The organism is Stutzerimonas sp. LR2, assembly GCF_055755175.1.
In genome coordinates this window covers 582,267-607,432 of the sequence record NZ_JBVTRR010000002.1, presented here as the reverse complement: position 1 = coordinate 607,432, position 25,166 = coordinate 582,267, and the positions used below count along the sequence as shown (strand labels likewise).

The following is a 25,166-nucleotide window of genomic DNA, read 5'->3' as shown; positions in this document are numbered from 1 at the left end:
GCCCATCGCGGCACCTTGCCATAGCCGGCCATGACTCGTCGCAGCGCCTGGTCTCGGAGACATGTTCATCGAACCTGCCTCAATCCACTCACCGCCCAGGCCAGATGATGTTGTACCGGCATACATGCCATTCAGGCTCAGGCCATGAAGGGTTCGGGATCGCCGCAGCCGACCCGCACCACCTCCGGCTGATCATCGACCAGGCTGACCACGGTCGAGGCCTCGAGGCCACCGTACCCGCCATCGATGATCAGGTCCACCTGGTGCTCCAGGGCGTCGCGCATCTCGTACGGATCGCTCATCGGCAGGTCTTCGCCCGGCAGGATCAGGCTGACACTCATCAGCGGCTCGCCGAGCTCTTCCAGCAACGCCTGGGCGATCGGCAATGCCGGTACGCGCAGCCCGATGGTGCGACGTTTGGGATGCAGCAGCATGCGCGGCACTTCGCGCGTCGCCGTGAGAATGATCGTGTAGGGCCCGGGCAGATGCGCCTTGAGCAGGCGGAAGGCGGCGGTGTCGACCTTGGCGAACAGGCCCAGCTGCGACAGGTCGCGGCAGGCCAGGGTGAAGTTGTGCTTGTCGTCGAGCTGACGCAGCCGGCGGATGCGCTCGATGCCGGCCTTGTTGCCCATCGAGCAGCCGATGGCATAACTGGAATCGGTGGGATACACCACCACCCCGCCCTTGCGGATGATCTCCACGGCCTGCTTGATCAGGCGCGGTTGCGGGTTGTCCGGATGGATCTGAAAGAACTGGCTCATGGGAACTCCCTGTTCAGCTGGCAGCAGGTAGGCGGCGCTCATGGTCGAAATGTCTCCAGAGTGGTGACAGATCCTCCGGCAGGTTGCGATACAGCCCCAGCTCCGACCAGTCGCCCGGTGCGTGGAAGTCGCTGCCCACGGTGGCCATGAGGCCGAACTCGCGCGCCAGGATCGACAGACCGCCAACCTGCTCCAGCGGCTGCATGCCGTTGACCACTTCAAGCGCATGGCCGCCCGCCGCGACGAAATCGACGACGAGGCGACGGCGCTTGCTGCGGGTGAAATCGTACTGCCATGGATGCGCCAGGCTGATCCAGGCACCCGCCTCGCGCAAGGTCCGAACCGTCTGCTCGAGGCTCGGCCAGTGCTGCTTCACGTCACCGAGCTTGCCGGAGCCGAGCCACTTGCGAAACGCCTCGGCACGATCGCGGACATGGCCGGCACGCACGAGGAACTCCGCGAAGTGGGGACGAGCCGGCGCGTTGCCGCTGTCGCCCAGCTCCTGCTGGATCGCCCGTGCGCCCTCCAGCGCGCCTGGCATGCCCTTGGCCTCGAGCCGCTGGGCGATCTGTTCGGCCCGCCGCCAGCGCCCTTCGTGCAGCTGCGTGATCGCCTGCTGCAACGCTGGCGCATCGGCGGCGAAGGCATAGCCCAGTACATGAATGGTAGCCCCGTTCCACAGGCACGAGAGTTCGATGCCGTTTACCAGCTGCAACCCCAGCGCCAACGCAGCCGCCCGAGCCTCGGCGAGGCCATCGACGGTGTCGTGGTCGGTGAGCGCCAGCAGCTGGACCCCGCGCCCATGGGCACGCTCCACCAGCTTGGTTGGCGCCAGCACGCCATCGGAGGCAGTGCTGTGGCAATGCAGATCGACGATCATCAGGTAACGCACTCCAGTGAGGTGCCGGCACCTCGCGAAAAACTGTCCGACAAGCCCGGTTCAGCAAGACAGCGCGGGCGAACGGCCGGCTAGTCTAACGCCGCGCCGGGGCTTTGGCTTGCACCAGCGGCACCCGGCGCCGCGAAACCTTCTGCTTCGACCGCCGATCCTGCTTGCCGTGCGATGCATCCTTGGCAGTTTCCCGCCAGGCGCCGTTTGCTATGATGCCGCGCTGCTGGCCTGTGGGCGTCGACGCCCTGGCTGGCACACGCCAGCCCCACCCGGCGTGGATGCAATACTTTTTTTACGCCGCAACCCACGCGAAAGAGGAACGACCATGCTGTACGCCGTTATCGCCACCGACGCACCGAATTCCCTGCAGGACCGCCTCGCCACCCGCCCGGCCCACCTGGCGCGCCTGGAGCAGCTCAAGAACGAAGGTCGCCTGGTGCTCGCCGGCCCGCATCCTGCCATCGACAGCAACGACCCGGGCGAAGCCGGTTTCAGCGGTAGCCTGGTGGTCGCCGAGTTCGATTCGCTGGAAGCTGCACAACAGTGGGCCGATGCCGATCCATACAAGGCCGCCGGCGTTTACGTGAATGTGGTGGTCAAGCCCTTCAAGAAAGTGCTGCCCTGAGCCGACACAGCGGGGATAGCGAATCCGCCCGGCTGCTGGTCTTCCACGGCCTCGTAAGGAAATAGGAGTTCCGATGCGTCAACGACCGCTTTCCCTGCTGCTTGCCCTGACCCTGCTGGCCCCTGCGCTGCAGGCTGAAGAAACATCAAGCGTACCGACCGTGCCGGTTGACGAAGCCAGCGAAGCCGCACCGATCGAAGCGCAGCAGACCGCCACCGAGCCCCGCGCGGCACGCCTGGCCAGCGATACCACCGAAGCCCTGCTGCTGCGTCTGCGCGAGGAAAACCGCCGGCTGCGCATGCAGTTGCAAGCCGAGCAGTCGAAGGTTCTGCCGGCGCTGCTGAACGAGCAGCAGCAATGGTTCGCGGTGGGCGGAGCCGTTGGCGTCACCAGCTTCTTACTGGGCCTGCTGGTGACGCGCGGCCGGCGTCGGCGCCAGTGGCTCAATTGAGTAACAGGCAAACATGAGCGAATTGCTGCTTATCGATGATGATCAGGAGCTGTGCGAGCTGCTGATCAGCTGGCTCGCACAGGAAGGCTTCGTCGCCCATGCCTGCCATGACGGGCAGAGCGCGAAGCAGGCGTTGGCGCAGTATCAGCCCGCCGCGGTAGTACTGGATGTGATGCTGCCGGACGGCAGCGGCCTTGAACTGCTCAAGCAGCTGCGCAGCGAACATCCGGACCTGCCGGTGTTGATGCTGTCCGGCCGTGGCGAACCGCTGGACCGCATTCTCGGCCTCGAACTCGGTGCCGACGACTATCTGGCCAAGCCCTGCGACCCGCGCGAACTGACCGCGCGTTTGCGAGCTGTGCTGCGCCGCAGCCAACCGGCAGCCGCGCCCAGCCAGCTCGAACTCGGCGACCTCAGCTACAGCCCCGCCCGCGGCGTTGCCAGTGTCGGCGGGCATGACGTCAGCCTGACGCTGTCCGAAGGCCGCATCCTTGAGGCCCTGCTGGCCCAGGCCGGCGAGCCGATCGACAAGCAGGCCCTGGCCCAGCACGCCCTGGGTCGCAAGCTCACGCTCTACGACCGCAGCCTGGACATGCATGTCAGCAACCTGCGCCGCAAACTGGGCCCGCACGCCGACGGCAGCCCGCGGATCGTCGCCCTGCGCAGCCGTGGCTATCTCTATTCGGCCTGATCGTGCCCGGCTGATCGTCTTTACCGAGGCTTTACCCTGGGCTGACCGCCCTTGACCTTGCGCTGCGTAGACTGAACTCATCCGGTCACCGACCAGCCGCCAGCTTCTTCGATGCCGCGGCGGCACGACCGGTTTCCCTACATAGGAGAGTTTCATCATGCGCAAATCACTCGTAGCCCTAGTGTTCGCAGCCGCCCTGCCGACCCTCGCCTTTGCCATGCCCGGTGGCATGCACGACGGCCCCCATGGCGGCAAAAGAGCCCCGCACATGTTCCAGGAGCTGGACCTGACAAAGGAACAGCAGCGCGAAATGCGCAAGCTGATGGGCGAACAGATGAAGCAGCGCCAGGCGATCACCCAGCGCTACCTCGACAAGTTGCCCGAAGCCGAACGCCAGGCCATGCAGAAGGATCTGGACGCCAGTCGAGAAAAGACTCACCAGAGCATGCGCGCCCTGCTCAAGCCGGAGCAGCAGAAAGCCTTCGATGAAGGCCTGAAGAAAATGGAAGAAAAGCGCGCCGAACGCGCCGAATTCCTCAAGTGGAAGGCCGAGCGCGATCAGAAGAACTGATCCGGCGGTCCATCTGATACCCCGCCCGGCAGCGTCCGCCCGTCATGTGATGGGCGAAGCGTGCCGGGCTTTTTGCCGTGGAGAGACCCGGTGCGATCACTTTTCTGGCGCATACTCGCAACCTTCTGGCTGGCCATTGCCCTGGTCGCCGGCCTGGCGATGCTGCTCGGCCATGCACTGAACCAGGATGCCTGGATTCTCGGTCGGCATCCCGCCTTGCAGGGCCTGGCCGAGACCTGGACCGAAGTCTACGAGCGCCAGGGCCCGCTGGCCGCTCAGCGGCTGCTCGAACAGCACCGCCATCGTGCACGGGTCGATGTACAGGTCCTGGCGGAAAACGGCCAGCCGATCATCCGCGGTACCTTCCCCGCCCGCGCTGCCGCCTTCGAGGCGCGCCATCAGGATCGCGAGCGTCCACTGCCCTGGCGACGCCTGACCGCCGACTACACCAGCCCGACCACCGGCGAAACCTACCTGTTCATCTACCGTATTCCGCATCCCGAACTGCAGGCCTGGCACCGCGGCAGCCTGGCCTGGCCGCTGAGTGCGCTGGGCATCGCTCTGGTGGTGCTGACCGGCTTCAGCCTGCTGCTGACGCTCTCCATCACCCGACCGCTGGATCGCCTGCGCCGTGCCGTGCACGACCTCGGCCAGACGACCTATCAGCAGCAGTCGCTGGCGCGCCTGGCGACCCGCCGCGACGAGCTCGGCGTGCTGGCCAGCGATTTCAATCGCATGGGTGCGCGCTTGCAGGCACTGATCGGCAGCCAGCGACAGTTGCTGCGCGACGTGTCCCACGAATTGCGCTCGCCGCTGGCGCGACTGCGCATTGCCCTGGGCCTGGCCGAGCGCGCCACGCCCACCGAACGCGAGGTGATCTGGCCACGGCTGGCCAAGGAATGCGACCGCTTGGAGGCGTTGATCAGCGAGATTCTGGAACTCTCGCGGCTGGATGCCGAGCCCGGCGCGGCAATCGACGTCGATCTGCCCGATATGTTCGAACAGCTGAAGGACAACGCCCGTATCGTCGCCCCCACGCAACGTATCGACAGTCGCGTCGAACCCGGCATCCGCTACACGGGCTGGCCGGATATGCTCGAGCGTGCGCTGGACAATCTGCTGCGCAATGCCCTGCGCTTCAATCCAGAAGGGGTGCCGGTGGAGCTGCGCGCCCAGCGCGACGGCCAGGACTTGGTGATCAGCGTTCGCGACCATGGCCCCGGCGTGGCCGACGAGCACTTGCCCCAGCTCAGCGAGCCTTTCTTCCGGGCCCCGGGCCAGACCGCGGCCGGGCATGGCCTGGGGCTGGCCATCGCCCGACGCGCCGCCGAGCGCCACGGCGGCCAGCTGCAACTGGCCAATCACCCCGACGGCGGCTTCGTCGCCCGCCTGCGTCTGCCGCTGGCCGGCCCGGCGAGCAGAACCTCAGACGATCTGGCGTCTCACTGAGCGTTCCACCGCTGGACGAAGTCCTTGGGCTCCAGAACCGGCGCGCTGCGCACGCGCCCTTCCGGCGTACCCATATAGAGAAAGCCCAGCAGGCGCTCCTGCTCGGTCAATCCGAGGCCCTCGAGCACCCGCGGATCGTAGGAAAACTCCCCGGTGCGCCACACCGCTCCGATGCCCTGGGCATGCGCCGCGAGCAGCAGGCCATGAGCCGCGCAGCCTGCAGCCAGCAGCTGCTCGCCTTCGGGCACCTTCGGATGCGGCTTCACGCTGGCGATCACCAGTACCAGCATCGGTGCGCGCAGTGGCATGTTGCGTGCCTTCTGCAGCGCCTCCTCGGCGGCACCGGCATCCCGCTCGCGCAGGGCCGCGGCGAACAGCTCGCCAAGCTTGTGGCGGGCATCGCCTTCGATGATGAGGAAGCGCCACGGGTGTAGCTGACCATGATCCGGAGCGCGCAGCCCGGCGCGGAACATCAGGTCGAGTTGATCGGCAGTGGGGGCCGGCTCGCACAGGCGAGTGACCGAAACGCGATTGAGCAGCAGATCCAGAGCGTCCATCCATTACCTCCTAAGGCGGTCGGACATTCTAGAGGCTGTTGCCGCCTTATCGCGAGTGATGGCTGGCCGACAGCTCAGCCGATGCCCCGGCTCAGGCGACCCGATCCGGCGACAGATGGGGCTGCAGCGGCGGCACCAGCGGCGGCAGGCCATGGGCGGCACGGGCGGCATCGCAGTGCGGGTTGTGCTCGCCATTCTCCCAGGAGGCCTCGAACTCGCGACAGGTGCTCGAACGCTGCTCGTACATGCTGCAACGCACGCCGCAGCCCACGTCTCCCAGCAGACCGACGCAGCGTGCGGGCTTGCTGTCGGTGCCGAGCATGGCGACATGGAACGGCGACACCTGAACGGTCAGATGGTCCGGCACTGCACCACCCGCCGATACGCATTCGCCAAAATAGAAGGACACACGAAAGTACGCGCAGCAGGCGCCGCACGTGAGGCAGGGATTGTCGATGGACATGGCAGGTGAACACCCAGAGACCGGAATGGGCCGGCGCCCGGGCGGCTATTCTATTCATGCCGATGGGCTTGGGAAGGGGCCGGGGCCACGCCGCGAAAACATTTTTCAATGAACCGCCGAGCGGTTTACTGCCACCGCGACGCGAGTAGAATGTCGGCCCCTCTTTCACCCGTGCCGAGCACCTTCTACATGGCCCTGCCGACCCTGCGCATCATCGGTTTCATCCTCGGCATTTTCCTCATCACCCTTGCCGTCAGCATGATCATCCCGATGCTGACACTGCTGGCCTACGAGCGCACCGACGACCTGCAGGCCTTCATCTGGGGCAGCCTGATCACCTTCTCCTGCGGCTTCGCCCTGGTCGCCCCGGGCAAGCCGGCCAATACCCACCTGCGCCCGCGCGACATGTACTTCCTGACGACCATCAGCTGGGTGGTGGTTTGCTGCTTCGCCGCGCTGCCGCTGATGCTGATCCAGCACATCAGCTATTCGGATGCCTTCTTCGAGACCATGTCGGGCATCACCACCACCGGCGCGACGGTGCTCTCGGGCCTGGACAGCGCGTCGCCCGGCCTGCTGATGTGGCGGTCACTGCTGCACTGGCTGGGCGGCATCGGCTTCATCGGCATGGCCATCGCGATCCTGCCGCTGCTGCGCGTAGGCGGCATGCGGCTGTTCCAGACCGAATCCTCGGACTGGTCGGAGAAGGTCATGCCGCGCTCGCACGTGGCCGGGCAGTATCTGCTGGTGATCTACGTGACCTTCACCATCGCGGCCTTCATCGCTTTCCTGCTGACCGGCATGGGCGCCTTCGACGCCATCAACCATGCCATGTCCACCGTCGCCACCGGCGGCTTCTCCACCTCGGACGCCTCGATGGGCAAGTTCGGCCCCTCCGCCCACTGGGTCGCGGTGTTCTTCATGATCGTCGGCAGCCTGCCGTTCACGCTGTACGTGATGACCCTGCGCGGCCACCGCACTGCGCTGTTCAGGGATCAGCAGGTGCGTGGCTTCGTGCTCATGCTGGCCATCACCAGCGTGCTGTTCAGCGGCTGGTACTGGCTGAACAACGATGTACCGGCGCTGGATGCACTGCGCATCGTCACTTTCAGCGTGGTATCGGTGGTCACCACAACCGGCTTCGCGGTGGACGACTACACCCAGTGGGGCGGCTTCGCGGTCATGGCGTTCTTCTACCTGACCTTTATCGGCGGCTGCTCGGGCTCGACCTCAGGCGGCCTGAAGATGTTCCGCTTCCAGGTGGCCTATTCGCTGCTGCGCGCCAACTTCAAGCAGCTGATCCATCCCCGCGCGGTGATCCGTCAGCAGTACAACGGCCACAACCTCGACGAGGAAATCGTCCGTTCGATCCTCACCTTCTCGTTCTTCATCACGATGACCATCGGTGTGCTGGCGCTGTGTCTGGCACTGCTGGGCCTGGACCCGATCACCGCACTGACCGGCGCGGCGACCGCCGTATGCAACGTCGGCCCCGGGCTGGGCGAGATCATCGGGCCGGCCGGCAACTTCTCCACATTGCCGGACACCGCCAAGTGGCTGCTGTCGATCGGCATGCTGCTCGGCCGCCTGGAAATCATCACCGTGCTGGTGCTACTGACCCCGGCCTTCTGGCGTCACTGATCAGGCCGCGGCGCCGGAGCCGCGCTTGAACAAGCGGCCACCCAGCGTCACCAGCCCCAGCACGACAGCGCCGACGAGGATGCCGAATGCGGCATCCAGCAAGGTCGGCAGCAACCCGCCCAGTACCGCACCGACGTAAGGCAGCCCAAGTGCTTCGTGGGCGCTGGTCTCGATGAAATGATGCAGTGCGCGGATGCCATGAGTAAGGATGCCGCCGCCCACCATGAACATCGCCGCGGTACCGATGACCGACAGCGATTTCATCAGCCAGGGCGCTACCCGCAGGATGCCCCGCCCCGTTGAACTGGCCAGGCCACTGGCCCGCTTGCTCAAGGCGAGACCCAGGTCATCGAGCTTCACGATCGCCGCCACCAGGCCATAGACGCCCACCGTCATCAGAATCGCGATGCCGACCAGGACCGCCACCTGCTGGTTGAACGAAGCCGCCGCTACCGTACCCAGGGTGATCGCGATGATCTCTGCGGAAAGGATGAAGTCGGTGCGCACCGCGCCGGCGATCTTGCGTTTCTCGAAAGCCACCATGTCCACCGCTGGGTCGGCCAGCGCTCTCGCCGTCTCGGCATGTTCGCCGTCTTCCTTGTGCAGGAAGCGATGCGCCAGCTTCTCGAATCCCTCGTAGCAGAGAAACGCCCCGCCGAGCATCAGCAGCGGCGTGATTGCCCAGGGGGCGAAGGCGCTGATCAACAATGCCGCCGGCACCAGGATCGCCTTGTTGCGCAGCGACCCTTTGGCCACAGCCCATACCACTGGCAGCTCGCGGTCAGCCTTCACGCCGGTTACCTGTTGGGCGTTGAGGGCGAGGTCGTCGCCCAGCACCCCGGCGGTTTTCTTCGCCGCGACCTTTGTCATGACCGACACATCGTCGAGCACGGTCGCAATATCATCGATCAGCGCAAGCAGGCTGCTGGCCAATTTCGTTCTCCATCGTGTTGATGTGCAGAGCGCCTTAGCTAAGGCTTCGACTACGGATACAGGTTCCTAGCGCCGCGCGCGAGCGGCCAGGCGGTATTCTCCAGGCGTCACGCCGAACCAGCGCTTGAAGGCCCGATAGAAATTGCTCGGATCGGCGAAGCCGAGCAAGTAGGCAATTTCCAGCGGCGCCAGGTCAGGTTGCGCAAGATACTGCTCTGCCAGGTCGCGTCGCGTGTCGTCCAGCAACTGCTGGAAGCTGCCGCCCTCCTCCTGCAGGCGCCGCTGCAGCGTTCTTTCCGACAGGCACAGGGCCTGGGCGACCGCCTCGCGCCGGGGTTCGCCTTGCGGCAACAGACGGCACAGGATCTGTCGCGCACGGTGCATCACCCGGCTGTCGGCGAAGCGCGACAGGTATTCCCCGGCGAAGCGGTCATGCAGTTGCGCCAGCGCCTCGTTGGCGGTCGGCAGCGGCGTGTTCACATCGGCCTCGCGGAACAGCAGGGCATAGCGCGGCGCGCCGAAGCGCAGCGGCGCCTGGAACAGCTGACGATAGGGTTCGAGATCGGCCGGCTGCGGCCCCTGAAAGCAGACCTCCAGCGGCCGCAGCGCGTCTCCGGTCAACCAGCGGCAGAAGGTCAGGCAACCGGCAAGCGAGCCTTCCGCGCTCTGCGGAGCAGGTGGCAGACGGTCGCCCTGAATGGTCAGGCTCAATCGATAACCCTGGGCGCATGGCTGAAAGTCGAGATCGGCACCCTCGGCGATGATTCGCTGATAGCGCACCAGACGGGCGAAGCCCTCTTTCAGATTCCGGCTGGACATCAGCGCGTAGCCCACCACATTCAGCGCCGCAGGTCGTACCTGCCGCGCCATGTTCAGGCCGACTGCCGGGTCGCCGGAAACCGCCACGGCGCGATGCCAGAGCCGGGTCATGTCGTCCTGCGCGAAACGCGCGTCGGGGTCCTGCAGTGCCCCATAGTCCAACCCGAGCTCGGCGAACAGCGCACGGCAATCGAGCCCGGCCGACTCCAGCGCCTGGACGATTCCCTGTGCCCAGCTCGAGGATGTGGTGCGTTCAGTCATGTTGTTGTTCTTCGAATGGTCGGGCGGCTGCGCACAAGGCTACTAAACTGGCCGTGATTGTCACTGACTCGCAAGCTTCGCGCTCACTAAGCTGTCCGCGACAATAACAGGAGGTACGCCATGAGTACGCAAACCGCCGAACGCTTCACCCGCTTTGCCGATTTCTATCCGTTCTACCTGGCCGAGCACAGCAACCCGACCTGTCGCCGTCTGCATTTCGTTGGCAGCCTGCTGGTCCTGGCGATTCTCGGCTACGCCCTGATCACCCAGCAGTGGCTGTGGCTGCTGGCGATGCCTGTGGCCGGTTACGGTTTCGCCTGGGTCGGCCATTTCGTCTTCGAGAAGAATCGTCCCGCGACCTTTCAGTATCCGCTGTACAGCCTTCTCGGCGACTGGGTCATGTTCAAGGACATGCTGACCGGCCGCGTCCGCTTCTGAGTGCGACGCCAGCAGCATATCCGACCAGCGTATGCGCACTTTCGACGCTCTGGTTTGGCGATGCGGCGCGGCTTGGTTATGATCTGTCGGCTGTCGCCCGGACCGGTCATCGCCGAGCTGGCTCCGCGACGGCGAGACTGAAACCTGCGCGATTCGGCCGGAGCCACCATCATCGATGCCTGGCGCCGATCCCGCCCGGTGGCAGTCTGCAAGGCGCATAGAAAAAGGCGTCGATAAATCTACCAGGGATCGTACGCATAATGACTTCCACCAGGGTTGAGCGCCGCAATGGCCTCGCCACTCGCCCGTTGCGCGAGTACTACTCCCGCGTGCTCGCCTATCTGATCTGCGCCGCGACCATTGCCGCCGGTACCTACATCCAGTACTTCTCGATGGACCTGCTGTGGATGGTGCCGTACGCCCTGCTCTATCCGCACCTGGCCTATCACCTGAGCTACCGCTTCAAGCGCGATCATCCGGAACGCACGGCACAGGTCCTGCTCTGCCTGGACGCCATGAATGCCGGTGCCGGCATCCTGTTGCTCGGCTTCTCCATCGTGCCCAGCCTGATGTTCCTGCTGACCCTCAGCTTCAGCGCCCTGGTGAGCGGCAGCCTGCGCAACCTGGCCATGGCGCTGCTCTGCGTGGGCATCGGCATCGGCCTGGCTTACCCCGTGGTGAGTCTGCATTACCAGGGCGTCACCCCGCCGCTGGTCTCGCTGGTCAGCATTCTGTTCACGACATTCTACGTCTGCGCCACCGCCTATTTCGTTCACCAGCAGGGCGTGCGCCTGGCCCTGGCGCGCAAGGAAATCGAACTGGAACAGGCCAAGGCCGCGCGCCTGGCCCGCAACCTGGCCAAGTATCTGTCGCCACAGGTCTGGGAATCGATCTTCACCGGCAAGCGCAGCGTTCGCCTGGAAACCCAGCGCAAGCGGCTGACGGTGTTCTTCTCCGACATCAAGGGCTTCACCGAGCTCTCCGAAGAGCTGGAAGCAGAAGCCCTGACCGACCTGCTCAACAACTACCTCAATGAAATGTCGAAGATCGCCCTCAAGTACGGCGGCACCATCGACAAGTTCGTCGGCGACTGCGTGATGGTGTTCTTCGGCGACCCGTCCAGCCAGGGCGCCAAGAAAGACGCGGTGGCGGCCGTTTCCATGGCCATCGCCATGCGCAAGCACATGAAGGTGCTGCGCCAGCAATGGCGCGCGCGGGGCATCACCCGCCCGCTGGAAATCCGCATGGGCGTCAACACAGGCTACTGCACGGTGGGCAACTTCGGTGCCGACACCCGCATGGACTACACCATCATCGGCCGCGAAGTGAACCTGGCCAGCCGCCTGGAAAGCGCGGCCGAGGCCAGCGAGATCCTGGTCTCTCACGAAACCTATTCGCTGGTAAAGGACGTGATCATGTGCCGCGACAAGGGGCAGATCGCGGTCAAGGGTTTCTCCCGTCCGGTACAGATCTACCAGGTGGTGGACTTCCGCCGCGACCTGGGCGCGACCAACAGCTTCGTCGAGCACGAGCTGCCAGGGTTCTCCATGTACCTGGACACCAACGGCGTGCAGAACTTCGACAAGGAGCGGGTAATCCAGGCGCTGCAACAGGCCGCCGAGAAACTCCGCGACAAGGTCATCCTCTGATTTACTGATTGGCGGGCTGGCAGCGTGCGGTTACCGTGTCCGGTCCGCAGAGCCCGCTTTCGAGATCGCCGATGCTATCGCTGCGCAACTACCAGCACGACCTCATTGCCCACAGCCACGACCACCCGCAACTGGTGTTCGGCCTGAGTGGCCAGCTGGAGTTCGAGATCGCCGGACGCGGCAGCCGGATCGGCGAACGCGGCCTGGCAATCGTCCCTGCAGCCGTGCATCACGCCTGTGCCAGTGTGACCGGCAGCCATTGCCTGGTGCTGGATGTGCCGTCCGAAGGCTGGCTGCGCCAGCGCCTGGGCCACCACTGCGAAAGCAGCCTGCGGTTGCTGGACCGCCCGGACACGCTGCGTCTCGGCCCGACCCAGCAGAGCCTCGTGAGCTGGCTGGCGAGCAGCCCGATCAACGATTCGGTGATCGCCGAGCAGGGTGCCGTCCTGCTGCTGGCCAGCCTCAACGGCGTACATGGCGCCGCGTCCGACTCTACCGCGTTGCCGCTGGCCGCCATCGACAGCTTCATTGACCAGCATCTCGCACACCCGCTGCAGGTCGCCGATCTGGCACGCATCGCCGGTCTGTCGGTGGCACGGCTGCACGCGCGCTTTCAAGGCGAGACCGGCTGCACGCCCATGGAGTACGTTCGCCGGCGCCGCCTGCAACAGGGCGAGGCGCTGCTGCACGACACCCGCCTGCCGGTTGGCGAGATCGCCGCGCGCGTCGGTTATGGCTCGCAAAGCGCCTTCACCGTCGCCCTGGTGCGCGCCCGAGGCTGCACGCCGCGCGCGCTGCGGCGAGAGTTGCGCGACAAAATCGATGATTGACGCGACAGACACCCGCTCGCCCGCGGCCTAGCATGGCCACTGATTCGTCAAGGTTCAGCTCGCCATGATCAGCTCGCTTCATATTCGCTGCGTAACGCGCAGCTCACGCCGGTTCCTCACACCATGACGCCGCGCAACGCCCTGCTGGCGATCCATCTCGGCGCGCTGATGTTTGGCCTGTCCGGCGTGCTCGGGAAACTGGCCGAGAGCTCGGCGCTGGTCATCACCTTTGGCCGTGCGCTGTTCGCCGTGCTTGCCCTGCTGTTGGTGGCACAGCTGCTGCGCCCCAGCGGCGCGCTGCCCAGCTGGCGTCAGCGTGCCGGTCTGGCGCTGGGAGGGCTGTTGCTCGGCGCGCATTGGCTGACCTTTTTCATTGCGGTGAAGATCGCCGGTGTCGGCATCGCCACCCTGGGTTTCGCCAGCTTCCCCGCGTTCACCGTCCTGCTCGAAGGCCTGCTGTTCCGCGAGCGCACCCGCGCCGTGGAGTTCGCCATGGTTGGCCTCGTCACCGCGGGCCTGCTGCTGGTCGCACCCACCTTCGATCTCGGCAACGGCCCGACTACCGGACTGCTCTATGGCGTGCTCTCGGGTTTGCTGTTCGCGCTGCTGTCGCTGCTCAATCGCGCCGTCACCCGTGGCCTCGATCCGGTGCGATCGGCGCTGTGGCAGAACCTGGCGATCTTCGCCGGCCTGCTGCCCTTCTGCGGAGCGGCGATCCCGACCATCCCGGCGCAGGACTGGCTCTGGCTCGCCCTGCTGGGAGTGCTCTGCACCGGGCTTGCGCACAGCCTGTTCGTTGCCAGCCTGCGGGTACTGAAAGCGCGAACCACCTCGGTGATCTTCGCTCTGGAGCCCGTCTACGGCATCGCCTTCGCCTGGTGGCTGTTCAACGAGCAGCCAACGCTGCGCATGCTGATCGGTGGCGCCTTGATCATCATCGCGAGCGTGATCACCAGCCGCCTGAAGAGCCCGGCGCCCACGCCCCAGCCAGTGAGCTGAACCTACGCGATCGCCCGGCCCGGTTCAGCGGTCGTTGTGCCCCAGCGACCGCTGCGGGTCGATCCGGTCGCGCACTCGCTGCTTGAGTTCCTTCGCCTCGGGGAAGCCGCCGTCGCGCTTGCGCTCCCAGATCTGCTCGCCGTCGCAGCTGATGTGGAAGGTCCCGCCGGTCGCGGGCACCAGGGACACCCGCCCCAGGTCGTCGGCAAAGGTCGAAAGCAGCTCCTGAGCCAGCCAGGCGGCGCGCAGCAGCCATTGGCACTGGGTGCAATAGGTGATGATAATTTCAGGCTTGGCAGGACTCATGCGCGGCGCCTCCGGCTGGTTGAGTGCCGCCTATAATAGCCGCCTCTCCCGTGCATACCTCTGGTTCGACCATGTTTCGCCTGCTCGCTTTCCTGCTCCTCGTTGTCTGCCTGCCAGCTGCCTTTGCCGAAACGGCCCAACCCAGGACCGGCCTGGTGCTGTCCGGCGGCGCCGCGCGCGGGCTGGCCCATGTCGGGGTGCTGAAAGCCCTGGAGGAACAGGGCGTGCGCATCGACGCCATCGCCGGCACCAGCATGGGCGCAGTGGTCGGCGGGCTCTACGCGGCGGGCTATAGCGTGGCCGAGCTGGAGCGACTGGCGCTCACCCTCGACTGGCAGCAGGTGCTGTCCGACGACCCGCCGCGCCAGGACATTCCCTACCGGCGCAAGCAGGACGACCGCGACTTTCTCATCAAGCAAAAGCTCAGCTTTCGCGACGACGGCAGCCTCGGCCTGCCACTGGGCGTGATCCAGGGTCAGAACCTCGCACTGCTGCTCGAACGCCTGCTGGTGCATGCCAGCGACACCCGCGATTTCGACCAGCTGCCGATTCCGTTCCGCGCCGTGGCCACCGACATCGCCAATGACGAAAAGGTGGTCTTCCGCCGCGGCCACCTGCCCCAGGTGATCCGCGCGAGCATGTCGATCCCCGCGGTGTTCGCGCCGGTGGAGATCGATGACCGGCTGCTCGTCGACGGCGGCATGGTGGACAACATCCCCATGGATGTGGCGCGTGACATGGGCGTCGACCGTTTGATCGTGGTGGATATCGGTACTCCGCTCAAACCGCGCAAGGAGCTGGTGACCGTGGTCGATGTGCTCAACCAGACCACCACCATGATGACCCGGCGTAATTCCGAAGCGCAGCTGGCCACGCTGCAGCCGCAGGACGTGCTGATCCAGCCGCCGCTGGCCGCCTACGGCTCTACCGACTTCGCCCGCGCCGAGCAGCTGGTCGATGCCGGCTATCGTGCGACGCTCGCGCTGCAAGGACGACTGGCCGAAATGCGCACGACGACTGGCGGCAATCCGGCATTGAGCCTCGCGCGCTCCGGCGACCCGCGCACACCGGTCATAACCGCAATCCGGGTGGAAAACGACTCCAAGGTCGGCGATGCGGTGATCCGGCGGCATATCCGCCAGCCGCTGGGCGAGCCGTTGGACCTGGAGCGCCTGCAAAAGGACATGGGCACGCTCTACGGCCTGGATTACTTCGAGCGGGTCGAATATCGCGTCCAGCGCGGAAAACTCGGCAACACCCTGGTCATCAACGCACGCGAGAAGCGCAGCGGCACCGACTACCTGCGCCTGGGGCTGAGCCTTTCCGACGATTTTCAGGGCGACAGCGTGTTCAACCTGGGCGCCAGCTACCGCAAGAACGGCATCAACCAGCTCGGCGCCGAATGGCTGACCCGTCTGCAGCTGGGGGATCGCCAGGAGCTCTATAGCGAGTTCTACCAGCCGCTGGACGCCGGTTCACGCTGGTTCGCCGCACCGAACCTGTTCATCGAGGCGCAGAACGTCGAGGCCATTCTCGACAACGACCCGATCGCCGAATACCGCCTGCAGCGCTACGGCTACGGTCTCAATCTCGGCCGGCAGATCGCCAATAACGGCGAGATCCGCTTCGGTATCGGCCAGGCCTGGGGGGAAGCGGACGTGCGGATCGGCGAGCGCGATCTGCCGGACTTCAGCTTCACCGAAGGCTATTACGAGATGCAGTACTCGTTCGATACGCTGGACAATATCGACTTTCCCCGCGAGGGCGAGGATATCCGTCTGACCCTGCGTCAATACGACCCGAGCCTCAGCTCCGACCAGCGCTATCGACAGTGGAACATCAAGCTGGACAAGGCACTCAGCCATGGTGCCAACACCTGGGTGCTGGGCGGTCTCTACGGTCGCACCCTGGACGACGCCGAGGTGGTCACCTCGAGCTTCCTGCTCGGTGGCGCGCGCCAGCTATCGGGCTTTCGTCAGGACGCGCTGTCAGGGCAGAATGTCAGCCTCGGGCGTATGGTGTATTACCGCCGGGTGACGCCGCGCGCATTCCAGCCGCTGGACTTTCCGCTCTATCTCGGCGGATCGCTCGAGCGCGGCCGGGCCTGGAACAACGACAACGCCTTCGACAGCGGCTACATCAACGCCGCAAGCATCTTCCTCGGCTACGACACGCCGTTGGGCCCACTGAACTTCGGTTACGGCATCAACGACGAGGACGAGCAGGCGCTTTACATGAATCTGGGACGCAGCTTCTAGCGCTTGTCCAGATTGGCGAGGATGCGCGCATGCACCTGCTGGCACTTGCGCAGGTCCTCTTCGTCGATCCCGGCAAAGGCCTCCTGGCGGACCTGCGTCGAAATCGCCTCGATTTTCTCGATCAGCGGCAGCGCCGGAGCCCCGAGGGAAATGCGCTTGGCACGGCGATCCTCGGCCGATGCCTTGCGATGTACCAGCCCCTGCGCCTCGAGGCTGTCGAGCAGGCGTGCCAGCGTGGGGCCTTCCACCGCGACGCTTTGCGCCAGCTCGCGCTGGGTGGGTTCGTGATCGAAACGGGCCAGGTGCAGAAGCACCAGCCAGCGTGCCTGAGACAGGCCCAGATCGGCCAGGCGCCGATCCAGTTCCGCGCGCCAGCCACGCGAGAGTTGCGCCAACTGCATGGCGAAGCGATGTTGCTCGGCGTACATGTACGACCATTCCTACAAAAACTAATTATTAGTGAGCTAACCACAGCTCCGATGACCAGGCAAGACGACCTTCGGTTGCTGATAGGCGTGCCAAAGGCGCAATGATGGCAGAGGGACAGTCGGGCTGGGCTCGAGGGCCGCAGCGCCGGCCGCTGTAGGCGGGCGCTGCGGATGCACCCCGTTACAATTCGAACTCAGCCTGCAGCGCAGCGCGCACGCAAAAGAGCACCTGCTCCGGGACCCGTCCGGCGAACAGCGGTGCCACATCCCCCACCGGAGGCAGCTCGCCCTCGCCGTCGAGAAAGGCTTCCTGAATCTCGCCAAGCAGGTCTTCCGGCAGGTCGAGCGCCTGCTCCAGGCTCAGCTGCTGCTTGCCGATGGCCTCGGCGAGCAGCGTGTAGACGTTCTTCTCGCTGCAATCGAGCTGGCGCGCGATCTGCGCCGGCGTCATGCCGGCACGGGCCAGTGTCACGAGTTCATGACGCAGGTCAGCCGGCGACCTGACCACCTCGACCGTACCCTGCAAGACCTCGAGAAAGGCCTGGCCGTAGCGCTCCAGCTTGCGCGCGCCGACGCCGCTGATGCGCGCCATGTCCGCGAGCGACGCCGGCTGGCTGCGCAGCATTTCCAGCAGGGTGGCGTCCGGAAAGATCACATAGGGCGGCACGCTGTGCTCTTCGGCCAGCTTGCGCCGCAGCGTACGCAACGCCTCCCAGGTCTCGCGCTCCTCGCTGCGCACCAATTGGCTGGCGGCACTGGATGCCGGTTTCGGCGCTTTGCTGGATAGATCCCGGCGCAGCTCGAGGGTGACTTCACCACGCAGCAGCGGGCGGCAGCTATCGCTCAACCGCAGGCCGCCGAAGCCTTCGAGATCGACATCGGCCAAACCGCGGGCGACCAGCTGGCGGAACAGCGAGCGCCATTCACCCTCGGACAACGCCTTGCCGACGCCGAACACTGACAGATGCTGATGGCCGAGGCCGCGTACCTTGTCGTTGTCGCGTCCCAGCAAGACATCCACCAGATGCCCGACGCCATAGCGCTGACCACTGCGATAGATGGCTGAAAGCGCTTGGCGAGCGGGCTCGGTGGCGTCCCAGGTCTGCACCCCGTCGACGCAGTTGTCGCAATGGCCGCAAGGCCTGGGCAGCTCTTCGTCGAAGTACGCCAGCAACGCCTGGCGTCGGCAACGGGTTTCCTCGCAGAGCGCCAGCATTGCATCGAGCTTGTGCTGCTCGACCCGCTTGTGCCGCTCATCACCCTCGGAATTGTTGAGCATCTGCTTGAGGAAGATTACATCTTGCAGGCCATAGGCCATCCAGGCGTCGGCCGGTAGCCCGTCACGCCCTGCCCGACCGGTTTCCTGATAGTAGGCCTCCAGCGACTTGGGCAGGTCGAGGTGGGCGACGAAACGCACGTTGGGCTTGTCGATGCCCATGCCGAAGGCAATGGTCGCCACCATGATCAGCCCTTCCTCGTTGAGAAAGCGCTTCTGGTGATAGGCGCGCAGCTCATTGGGCAAGCCCGCGTGATAAGGCAGCGCCGGAAAGCCCTGTTCGGTGAGGAAGGCGGCCAGATCATCGACCTTTTTGCGCGACATGCAGTAGACGATGCCGGCGTCGCCGCGGCGCTCGGCGAGAAAGCCCAGCAGCTGCTTGCGTGGCTGTTCCTTGGGCACGATGCGATAGAAGATGTTCGGCCGGTCGAAGCTGGAGAGGAACCGCTCGGCATTTTCCAGATGCAGGCGCTGAACGATTTCCTCGCGGGTGCGCTTGTCCGCCGTGGCGGTCAGGGCGATCCGCGGAACGTTGGGAAACAGCTCGGCGAGCTGGCCCAGCTGCATGTACTCAGGACGGAAATCATGGCCCCACTGGGACACGCAATGCGCTTCGTCGATGGCGAACAGGGCGATCTCGAGCCGCTGCAGGAAGGCCAGCATGCGTGGCTGGACCAGGCGTTCGGGCGCCAGGTAGAGCATCTTGATCTCGCCGCGACGGATACGCTCGGCGATGTCGCGCTGCTCGTCCGTGCTCAACGTCGAGTTGAGGGCGACGGCCGAGACGCCTAGCTCATCGAGCGTGGCGACCTGATCGTCCATCAGCGCGATGAGCGGCGAAACCACCACCGCCAGCCCCTCGCGCAAGAGCGCCGGAACCTGATAGCAGAGCGACTTGCCGCCGCCGGTCGGCATCAATACCAGCGCATCGCCGCCACTGCCCACACGCTCGATGATCGCGCCCTGGTTGCCGCGAAAGGCGTCGTAGCCAAATACGTCTTTGAGGATGCGCTGTGCCTGGTCGAGCATGCCGGTCTCCGAAACAAGGCGCGCAGTATACGCGAGCGCATCACGGAGTTCAGGACCGCTGCGCCATTGCCGGATCGGCTGCACGCAGGCGGCGGACGAGGCGCGAGTAGCCTGGACACCGCGCCTCGTCTAGAATCCGGGTTGTCTTCCCACCCCAAGGTAGTTCCCGATGTCATTCGCCGAGCAACTCGCCCGCCTGCAAGTCTTCCTGGATGCAGATGATCTGCATGAGGAAGCACTGGATTACATCGCCGCCCATGGCTACCTGACAGCGCTGTGCATCTGTTCGGAACAGGTACCCGAGCGCGAGTGGATCGATGCATTGTTTTCCGAACCGCCGAAATACAAGGACGACACGGAACGCGAGGCCATCGAGGCCACGCTGGTCCAGCTCAAGGCCCATATCGCGCGCCAGCTGGCCAGCGACGAGGACATGGAACTGCCGTGCGAACTGGACCTCGGCGAAGACCCGGACGAGTCCGACCTGCGCGGCTGGTGCATCGGCTTCATGGAAGGCGTATTCATGCGCGAAGCAGTCTGGTTCGAAGACTCCGAGGAGGAGGTCAGCGAGCTGTTGCTGCCGATCATGGTCGGCTCGGGGCTGTTCGACGAACAGCCGGAATTTGCCGACATCGCCGACAATCCCGATCTGGTGGACGAAATGGTGGCGCAGATTCCGGAGCTGCTGACAGCGCTATACCTGATCTGCCATGCACCGGAAGAAAAACCCGCCCTGCTCAAGCCGCGCCGCCACTGATCGCGGCTCGATGCCGGACGCAGGCGACGGCGGCAGGCGAAGCCTAACCGCCGCTCTCTGCCAGGAGGAGCCGTCCATGTCCCAGCCCTCAGGCCTTCGGCTTCTGCACCGCCCGGGTCCGGATAGCACCCGGCTGTCGTTCCCCATTCGTGGCGGTCTGCAAGGCAGCAGCGAGTAGCGCCATGGCCCATCGCGACATTCGGCAGCACCGCAATCCGGTCATCCGCATGACGCTGCTCACGGTAGGCTGGCTCGCCGTGGCGCTGGGCGTGATCGGCATCTTCCTGCCCGTGCTGCCAACCACTCCCTTCCTGCTGCTGGCCGCCGCCTGCTTCGTGCGCAGCTCGCGGCGGTTCTACGGCTGGCTGGTCGATCACCCGCATCTCGGGCCATGGTTTCGCGATTACCTCGAAGGCAACGGCATCCCACTCAAGGGCAAGGTCTACGCCATTGCAACGATGTGGATCAGCATCAGCGTCTCCTGCTGGCTGGTCCCGTTTGTCTGGGCACGCGTCGGTATGCTGCTGAGCGCGACACTGGTGACGCTGTACATCCTCAGGCAGAAAACCCTGGCGGTCGCCAAGCAGCCCGAGCCGCGCTGAACGCTCAGCCTATCTGCAGGCTGGAGCCTGTCCCGCCAGAACTCTATTAACCACCGTGATTGCGCCGGTAGACATCCGCCCCCATCGCGTCGATCTGCCCTTCGATCAACGCCTCGAACGGTCGCAGAAGGTCATCGTACCGCTCGGGCGCCTCGAGGGTGTTCAAGGCGGCGACGATGGCCTCGATGGTGGACAGCGCACCGGGCATAGGTGCCTTGCGCAACCGATAGCGCGACGACAGTCCCTCCGGTAGCGCGACCCGCGGTAGCGCCGCGAGCCAAGGATTGAGGTGCAGGAGCTTGCGCGCCTTGCGCCAGGTGCCGTCCGGCACGATCAGGCGCACCGGCAAGTCATCGTGGGCGACGACTGACAGCGGCACGGCGTCCTCGCCGGGAAAGAGCAGATAGGTCGGCACTGCATCAGCGACCTCATCGAAACGCTCGCCGATCTGCAACTGCGCGCTGCGCAAGCCCAACGCCGCCAGGCGCGCAGTATTCAGTGCATGACTCGCTTCGCTGAGGTGCTGCAGGATGACGATCTGCGTACGGCTTTCCAGAGACGGAATCAATGCGCACAGGCAGTGCAGCGACGGGCGTTGGCAGCGGGAGCAGCGTGGTCGGGACATGGTTCACCTCAGCCGCGAAGTCTGCCAGATCGGGCAGTGCTCTGCCGAACGGCTATGCTTGCCCCGACCCGCTACCGAGGAGCCCGCATGATCACCGTCCACCACCTGAACCATTCCCGCTCGCACCGCGTGCTCTGGATGCTGGAGGAACTGGAGCTGCTGTACGAGTTGAAGCGCTACGAGCGCGATCCGAAAACAATGCTCGCTCCGCCGGAACTGAAAGCCGTTCACCCGTTGGGCAAATCCCCGGTTATCACTGACGGTGACCTGACCCTGGCAGAGTCGGCTGCGATTCTCGAATACCTGCTGGAGCGCTACGCCAACGGTCGGCTGATGCCGGCCCAGGGAAGCGCCGACTACCGACGGTTTCGCTACTGGATGCATTACGCGGAAGGGTCGGCCATGCCGCCGCTTCTGCTGAAGCTGGTGTTCGACCGGGTCGCCAGCGGGCCGATGCCGTTTTTCATCAAGCCGGTAGCCCGTGCCATCGCCGACGGCGCGCACAAGGCGTTCATCGGTCCTCAACTGAAGACGCATCTGGACTATATGGAAGCGGAGCTGGAGAAATCCCCCTGGTTCGCAGGAGACAGCTTCAGCGCGGCGGATATTCAGATGAGCTTTCCGCTCGAGGCGGCACGCTCGAGAGCGGGGCTGGACCAGAGCCGCCCGCGCCTGCTGGACTTTCTCGAACGCATACAGCAGCGGCCCGCCTATCAACGAGCCGTCGAACGCGGCGGACCGGCCCTGCCCACCGCGTGACGCGGCTCAGCGTTGGGCGCGACGCTCCTGCTCGCGGCGGGCGCGTACAGGGATGGGTTGCATACGAGGCGGTTCGATCAAGCCAAGAGCGACCGCCAGCTTCCAATACATTTCATTGAGCCATGCTTTCATGGTCATACCCTCCTGCTAGATAACGGGCTACATCGGAGCCATGCGGCCTATGTGGACAGCATAATCCAAGTTCCGGCCTGGTGCTCGCACGCAATGTGGCCATACGTTGCTGCACGGGCGCCGCTTTGTTACGGCGCTTTACATCTGCGACCGAGCGGGCGCTTGGGCGTTCCACCGACTTCGCGGACGGCACTGCGTCAGTTGCGGTCGGCCTTGCGGCGATAGGGGAAGACGTCGATCACCTTACCCTGGCGGATGGCATCCTGCAGCCCCTTCCAGTAATCGGCGTCGTAGAGCTCCCCGTGCAGGCTGGCGAAGAGTCGACGCTGGCCGAGATCGGCGAACAGAAAGCGCGGAAATTCCTCGGGAAAGACGTCATTCGGCCCCACCGAATACCAGGGCTCGGACGCCATTTCGTCCTCCGGGTAGCGCGGCGGCGGTATGTGGCGGAAATTCACCTCGGTGAGAAAGCTGATCTCGTCGTAATCGTAGAACACCACTCGACCATGGCGGGTGACGCCGAAGTTCTTCAGCAGCATGTCGCCGGGAAATATATTGGCTGCCGCCAGCTGCTTGATCGCCAGGCCGTAGTCTTCCAGCGCCTCGCGTACCTGCTGTTCACTGGCGTTTTCCAGATAGAGGTTCAGCGGCGTCATGCGCCGCTCGGTCCAGCAATGCCGCACCAGCACGGTGTCGCCCTGCACCTCCACCGTCGATGGCGCGACTTCCAGCAGTTCGGCCAGGCATTCAGGCTCGAACTTGGCTTTGGGGAAACGGAAGTCCGCGAACTCCTGGGTATCGGCCATACGCCCTACCCGATCGACGCTTTTCACCAGCCGGTACTTCTCGATCACGTTGGCGCGATTGACGCTCTTGATCGGCGAGAAGCGATCCTTGATCAGCTTGAACACCGTGTTGAAGCCGGGCAGCGTGAACACCGTCATCACCATGCCGCGCACCCCGGGCGCCATGACGAAACGGTCATCGGTATTGGCCAGGTGGTCGATCAGTGCGCGGTAGAACTCGGACTTGCCATGCTTGTAGAAGCCGATCGAGCTGTACAGCTCGGCGATGTGCTTGCCGGGCAGGATGCGCTTGAGAAAGCCGACGAACTCGGCAGGGATCGGCACCTCGACCATGAAGTAAGAACGAGTGAAGGAAAAGATGATCGACACCTCCGCCTCGTCCGTGATCAGCGCATCGGCCACGATGCCCTGACCATCGCGATGCAACAGCGGAATCGCCAATGGCCACTGCTCGTCGCAGGTAAAGATGCGCCCGATCAGATACGCGCCCTTGTTGCGATAGAGCACCGACACGAACACCTCGACGGTCAGCTCGGGGTCCTTGCAGACCCAGTCAGGCAGCGTCTCGCAGAGCTGCGTCTGCAACCGTTGAAGATTACCCGGCAGATCGCAGTACGGCACCGAGAACGCATAGTCGCGCAGGATCTGCTCCAGCATCCCGCGCAGATCACCGTTCGGGCGGTAGCGACGCGTCTGCGCCAGCCGCTCATGAGCACGCACCGCAGGCCGGGTGGTATGGATGAACATGGTGCCGTCGCTGATGCAGTCGTGGCTGAACAGCCCGCAGAAGATCGAGTTGTACCAGGTTTCCGACAGTTCATCGTCGAAGCGCGGGTTGATCAGTTCGATGTAGGCACTCTTAATCTGCGGCCAGGCCTCGACCTGGAGCAGGTCGGCATGATCGAAGCTGGCCAGCAAACGGCGCCGGGTTTCCCCCACCTTCTCCTCGTAGAGACTGATCCGCGCTGCGGAGGCGCGCTGGGCTTCCTGCCACTGCGCCTGCTCGAAGCGCGCCCGCGCGCCTTCGGTGATCAGACGGAAATGCTCTCGATAATCGTCGAAGCCGAGGAGAATCTGCCGCGCGATTTCCGCGGCCAGTTCGTGCTGCACCATGATGCACCCACTGCCGGACATGAAGGTTCGCCGAGCTTAGCAGCCCGCTGTTTGAAAGTCGGTTTCGGATTGCCAGTTGCGCAAAGGGCGACAACACTTGCTGCTTCGTGAGATGGAGCCAGTCCATGCGACCGCTTGACCTGCTTCGCCTGCTCGGCCTTGCCGCCATCTGGGGCGCGAGCTTTCTGTTCCTGCGCATCATCGCACCCGTACTCGGGACCTTTCCCACCGCCTTCTTTCGCGTACTGCTGGCGACCGTCGGCCTGATGGCGATCCTGGCTCTGATGCGCACACGCTGGGACTTCCACGGCAAGCTCGGCCTGTGCCTGGTGCTCGGCGCGATCAACTCTGGCGTGCCGTTCGTGCTGTACTCGGTAGCGGCACAGCTGCTGCCGGCCGGCTATTCGGCCATTTTCAACGCGACCACGCCGATGATGGGCGTGCTGATCGGCGCCCTGTTCTTTGCCGAGGAGCTGACGCTGGCCAAGATCGTTGGCGTGCTCAGCGGACTCGGCGGTGTTGCCCTGCTGATGCGCATCGGCCCGGTGCCCTTCGACACGGACGTGCTGCTCGGTGCGCTGGCGTGCCTGGGCGCGACGGCCTGCTATGGCGTAGGCGGCTTCCTTACCCGCCGCTGGATCAACCAGCAGGGCGACAGTGTGAACAGCGAGGTGGTGGCATTCGGCAGCCAGGCAGGGGCAACGCTTTGCCTGCTGCCACTGTTCGTTCTTTCCGTGCTGAACGCACCGCCGGTGAGCTGGGGCGACCAGACCGTCTGGCTCAGCCTGCTGGGGCTCGGACTGGTCTGCACGGCGTTCGCCTACATCCTGTACTTTCGCCTGCTGGCGGACATCGGCCCGGTCAAGACGCTGACCGTGACCTTCCTGATTCCGCCATTCGGCGTGCTGTGGGGCGTGCTGTTGCTCGATGAACCGCTGTCCTGGGCCTATGTCCAGGGCGGTGCACTGATCGCACTGGCGTTGTGGCTGATCCTGCGACCAACGCCGCCAGCCCAGCCACAGGCGGACCTGCGACGCGGCTGACA

The 25,166-nt window shown here is 64.8% G+C and carries 27 protein-coding genes; 15 read left to right on the top strand and 12 right to left on the bottom strand.

Translation table 11 applies throughout. The features are described from left to right. Nucleotides 1–137: 137 nt before the first annotated feature. Together ACVRRC_RS09395 and ACVRRC_RS09390 are read right to left on the bottom strand one after the other, a co-directional pair. Nucleotides 138–761 (bottom strand): L-threonylcarbamoyladenylate synthase, encoded by a 624-nt coding sequence (locus ACVRRC_RS09395; protein ID WP_011913563.1) that lies wholly within the window; start codon nt 759–761, stop codon nt 138–140. Between the two features lie 13 nt (nt 762–774). After that, nucleotides 775–1,641, bottom strand: a complete 867-nt coding sequence (locus ACVRRC_RS09390; RefSeq protein WP_079328829.1) for a PHP domain-containing protein — start codon at nt 1,639–1,641, stop codon at nt 775–777. A gap of 337 nt (nt 1,642–1,978) precedes the next feature. On the opposite strand from ACVRRC_RS09390, the gene ACVRRC_RS09385 reads away from it, so the two are divergent. The 5 genes from ACVRRC_RS09385 to ACVRRC_RS09365 all read left to right on the top strand — a co-directional run bounded on the left by ACVRRC_RS09385 (nt 1,979) and on the right by ACVRRC_RS09365 (nt 5,440). Continuing rightward, nucleotides 1,979–2,278: a YciI family protein gene (locus ACVRRC_RS09385; protein WP_003294265.1), complete on the top strand. Its 300-nt coding sequence runs from the start codon at nt 1,979–1,981 to the stop codon at nt 2,276–2,278. Nucleotides 2,279–2,351: 73 nt separating this feature from the next. Continuing rightward, nucleotides 2,352–2,729 (top strand): hypothetical protein, encoded by a 378-nt coding sequence (locus ACVRRC_RS09380; protein ID WP_106443091.1) that lies wholly within the window; start codon nt 2,352–2,354, stop codon nt 2,727–2,729. Nucleotides 2,730–2,742: 13 nt separating this feature from the next. Next, entirely contained in the window at nt 2,743–3,420 is a 678-nt protein-coding gene (locus tag ACVRRC_RS09375; RefSeq protein WP_011913566.1) for a response regulator transcription factor, read from the top strand. 157 nt (nt 3,421–3,577) lie between these two features. Continuing rightward, nucleotides 3,578–3,991 carry a Spy/CpxP family protein refolding chaperone gene (locus ACVRRC_RS09370; RefSeq protein WP_011913567.1) on the top strand — a complete coding sequence of 138 codons (414 nt, stop codon included), beginning with the start codon at nt 3,578–3,580 and terminating at the stop codon, nt 3,989–3,991. A gap of 90 nt (nt 3,992–4,081) precedes the next feature. Further along, entirely contained in the window at nt 4,082–5,440 is a 1,359-nt protein-coding gene (locus ACVRRC_RS09365) for a sensor histidine kinase (protein WP_336316362.1), read from the top strand. On the opposite strand, the gene ACVRRC_RS09360 is transcribed toward ACVRRC_RS09365, so the two are convergent. Both ACVRRC_RS09360 and ACVRRC_RS09355 read right to left on the bottom strand, forming a co-directional pair. Continuing rightward, nucleotides 5,434–5,997, bottom strand: a complete 564-nt coding sequence (locus ACVRRC_RS09360) for an NAD(P)H nitroreductase (protein ID WP_014596986.1) — start codon at nt 5,995–5,997, stop codon at nt 5,434–5,436. The genes ACVRRC_RS09365 and ACVRRC_RS09360 overlap by 7 nt on opposite strands. A gap of 91 nt (nt 5,998–6,088) precedes the next feature. Then, the gene (locus tag ACVRRC_RS09355) at nt 6,089–6,460 is read right to left on the bottom strand and encodes a YkgJ family cysteine cluster protein (RefSeq protein ID WP_011913570.1); all 372 of its coding nucleotides are present in this window, start codon (nt 6,458–6,460) and stop codon (nt 6,089–6,091) included. A 189-nt stretch (nt 6,461–6,649) separates the two neighbouring features. Here ACVRRC_RS09355 and ACVRRC_RS09350 point away from each other — a divergent pair, with 189 nt between their 5' ends. After that, complete coding sequence (locus tag ACVRRC_RS09350) at nt 6,650–8,101, top strand: TrkH family potassium uptake protein (protein WP_014596988.1); 1,452 nt, start codon at nt 6,650–6,652, stop codon at nt 8,099–8,101. Here ACVRRC_RS09350 and ACVRRC_RS09345 read toward each other — a convergent pair whose 3' ends face one another. After that, entirely contained in the window at nt 8,102–9,034 is a 933-nt protein-coding gene (locus tag ACVRRC_RS09345) for a DUF808 domain-containing protein (RefSeq protein ID WP_013983069.1), read from the bottom strand. 66 nt (nt 9,035–9,100) lie between these two features. Further along, nucleotides 9,101–10,114: an AraC family transcriptional regulator gene (locus ACVRRC_RS09340; protein WP_283259062.1), complete on the bottom strand. Its 1,014-nt coding sequence runs from the start codon at nt 10,112–10,114 to the stop codon at nt 9,101–9,103. 120 nt (nt 10,115–10,234) lie between these two features. Here ACVRRC_RS09340 and ACVRRC_RS09335 point away from each other — a divergent pair, with 120 nt between their 5' ends. The 4 genes from ACVRRC_RS09335 to ACVRRC_RS09320 all read left to right on the top strand — a co-directional run bounded on the left by ACVRRC_RS09335 (nt 10,235) and on the right by ACVRRC_RS09320 (nt 14,030). Continuing rightward, on the top strand, nt 10,235–10,552 hold the full coding sequence (locus tag ACVRRC_RS09335; protein ID WP_020307891.1) for an Mpo1-like protein: 318 nt from the start codon (nt 10,235–10,237) through the stop codon (nt 10,550–10,552). 260 nt (nt 10,553–10,812) lie between these two features. Then, nucleotides 10,813–12,201 (top strand): adenylate/guanylate cyclase domain-containing protein, encoded by a 1,389-nt coding sequence (locus ACVRRC_RS09330; RefSeq protein WP_011913575.1) that lies wholly within the window; start codon nt 10,813–10,815, stop codon nt 12,199–12,201. Nucleotides 12,202–12,272: 71 nt separating this feature from the next. Then, complete coding sequence (locus ACVRRC_RS09325) at nt 12,273–13,031, top strand: AraC family transcriptional regulator (protein WP_019406104.1); 759 nt, start codon at nt 12,273–12,275, stop codon at nt 13,029–13,031. A gap of 123 nt (nt 13,032–13,154) precedes the next feature. Further along, nucleotides 13,155–14,030: a DMT family transporter gene (locus ACVRRC_RS09320; protein ID WP_013983072.1), complete on the top strand. Its 876-nt coding sequence runs from the start codon at nt 13,155–13,157 to the stop codon at nt 14,028–14,030. Between the two features lie 24 nt (nt 14,031–14,054). Here ACVRRC_RS09320 and ACVRRC_RS09315 read toward each other — a convergent pair whose 3' ends face one another. Continuing rightward, on the bottom strand, nt 14,055–14,336 hold the full coding sequence (locus ACVRRC_RS09315; RefSeq protein WP_011913578.1) for an Rdx family protein: 282 nt from the start codon (nt 14,334–14,336) through the stop codon (nt 14,055–14,057). A 71-nt stretch (nt 14,337–14,407) separates the two neighbouring features. On the opposite strand from ACVRRC_RS09315, the gene ACVRRC_RS09310 reads away from it, so the two are divergent. Continuing rightward, nucleotides 14,408–16,594, top strand: coding sequence for a patatin-like phospholipase family protein (locus ACVRRC_RS09310; RefSeq protein ID WP_084904744.1), 2,187 nt, complete (start codon nt 14,408–14,410; stop codon nt 16,592–16,594). Here ACVRRC_RS09310 and ACVRRC_RS09305 read toward each other — a convergent pair. Both ACVRRC_RS09305 and recQ read right to left on the bottom strand, forming a co-directional pair. Continuing rightward, nucleotides 16,591–17,022, bottom strand: coding sequence for a MarR family transcriptional regulator (locus ACVRRC_RS09305; protein WP_013983076.1), 432 nt, complete (start codon nt 17,020–17,022; stop codon nt 16,591–16,593). The genes ACVRRC_RS09310 and ACVRRC_RS09305 overlap by 4 nt on opposite strands. A 181-nt stretch (nt 17,023–17,203) precedes the next feature. Next, entirely contained in the window at nt 17,204–19,327 is a 2,124-nt protein-coding gene (gene recQ, locus ACVRRC_RS09300; RefSeq protein ID WP_061373229.1) for a DNA helicase RecQ, read from the bottom strand. A gap of 169 nt (nt 19,328–19,496) precedes the next feature. On the opposite strand from recQ, the gene ACVRRC_RS09295 reads away from it, so the two are divergent. Both ACVRRC_RS09295 and ACVRRC_RS09290 read left to right on the top strand, forming a co-directional pair. Further along, complete coding sequence (locus ACVRRC_RS09295; protein WP_011913582.1) at nt 19,497–20,084, top strand: UPF0149 family protein; 588 nt, start codon at nt 19,497–19,499, stop codon at nt 20,082–20,084. Nucleotides 20,085–20,266: 182 nt separating this feature from the next. Next, entirely contained in the window at nt 20,267–20,686 is a 420-nt protein-coding gene (locus tag ACVRRC_RS09290; protein WP_011913583.1) for a YbaN family protein, read from the top strand. A gap of 46 nt (nt 20,687–20,732) precedes the next feature. Here the strand turns inward: ACVRRC_RS09290 and ACVRRC_RS09285 are convergent, their stop codons facing one another. Then, nucleotides 20,733–21,311: a tRNA-uridine aminocarboxypropyltransferase gene (locus tag ACVRRC_RS09285; protein ID WP_045158367.1), complete on the bottom strand. Its 579-nt coding sequence runs from the start codon at nt 21,309–21,311 to the stop codon at nt 20,733–20,735. An 87-nt stretch (nt 21,312–21,398) separates the two neighbouring features. On the opposite strand from ACVRRC_RS09285, the gene ACVRRC_RS09280 reads away from it, so the two are divergent. Next, the gene (locus ACVRRC_RS09280) at nt 21,399–22,070 is read left to right on the top strand and encodes a glutathione S-transferase (RefSeq protein WP_045158368.1); all 672 of its coding nucleotides are present in this window, start codon (nt 21,399–21,401) and stop codon (nt 22,068–22,070) included. Nucleotides 22,071–22,076: 6 nt separating this feature from the next. Here ACVRRC_RS09280 and ACVRRC_RS09275 read toward each other — a convergent pair whose 3' ends face one another. Both ACVRRC_RS09275 and aceK read right to left on the bottom strand, forming a co-directional pair. Then, a complete protein-coding gene (locus tag ACVRRC_RS09275) occupies nt 22,077–22,202 on the bottom strand; it encodes a PA1414 family protein (RefSeq protein ID WP_011913586.1) in 126 nt (41 codons plus the stop codon). A 197-nt stretch (nt 22,203–22,399) separates the two neighbouring features. After that, on the bottom strand, nt 22,400–24,121 hold the full coding sequence (gene aceK / locus ACVRRC_RS09270) for a bifunctional isocitrate dehydrogenase kinase/phosphatase (protein WP_472996998.1): 1,722 nt from the start codon (nt 24,119–24,121) through the stop codon (nt 22,400–22,402). Nucleotides 24,122–24,246: 125 nt separating this feature from the next. On the opposite strand from aceK, the gene ACVRRC_RS09265 reads away from it, so the two are divergent. Beyond that, a complete protein-coding gene (locus ACVRRC_RS09265; RefSeq protein WP_472996901.1) occupies nt 24,247–25,164 on the top strand; it encodes a DMT family transporter in 918 nt (305 codons plus the stop codon). Nucleotides 25,165–25,166: the final 2 nt, after the last annotated feature.